The following is a 400-nucleotide window of genomic DNA, read 5'->3' on the forward strand; positions in this document are numbered from 1 at the left end:
CGGCGGCGCCAAGGCACTGCACGTCGTGCAAACCGGCGCGGCCACCGTGCGTGCAGAAGGCGGCTTGGCAACAGCACAAGGCCGCCGCGCTTTCCGCACGCTCGAACAAGACATGCTGGCGCTGCACGTGTCGCCTGGCGGCGCAGCCGACTTGCTAGCCGCGGCGCTCTTCCTAGACCGCCTGCCCGCAAACGCGCACGCAGTGTCCGACACCGAATCCGCTCATCAGGAAACCGAACATGGAGCATCTTGATTTTCAGTTCACCGGCGGCGCACCCGCTGGGCGCCGCGCGTATGCCGGCGTGGTCGGCTCGGGCGACCTTGAAGTGCTGTTGACGCCGGGCAAGGCCGGCCACATCGACGTGGCCATCACGACGTCCGTCAATGGCATGAGCGCGAC

Annotated in this window: 1 protein-coding gene and 1 pseudogene; both read left to right on the plus strand. The window is 67.5% G+C overall.

All coding sequences use genetic code 11. The annotated features are described in order from the left end of the window. A partial coding sequence (locus tag HOV91_RS41380; RefSeq protein WP_174190215.1) for a triphosphoribosyl-dephospho-CoA synthase occupies nt 1-253 on the plus strand: 253 nt, incomplete at its 5' end. Then, nucleotides 240-400, plus strand: a pseudogene (locus tag HOV91_RS41385) (hypothetical protein); the annotation flags it as partial. The gene HOV91_RS41380 and the pseudogene HOV91_RS41385, both read left to right, overlap by 14 nt.

Origin of the sequence: Nocardia barduliensis (assembly GCF_013315795.1) — a bacterium.
In the GTDB taxonomy this organism is placed as follows: Bacteria; Actinomycetota; Actinomycetes; order Mycobacteriales; family Mycobacteriaceae; genus Nocardia; species Nocardia barduliensis.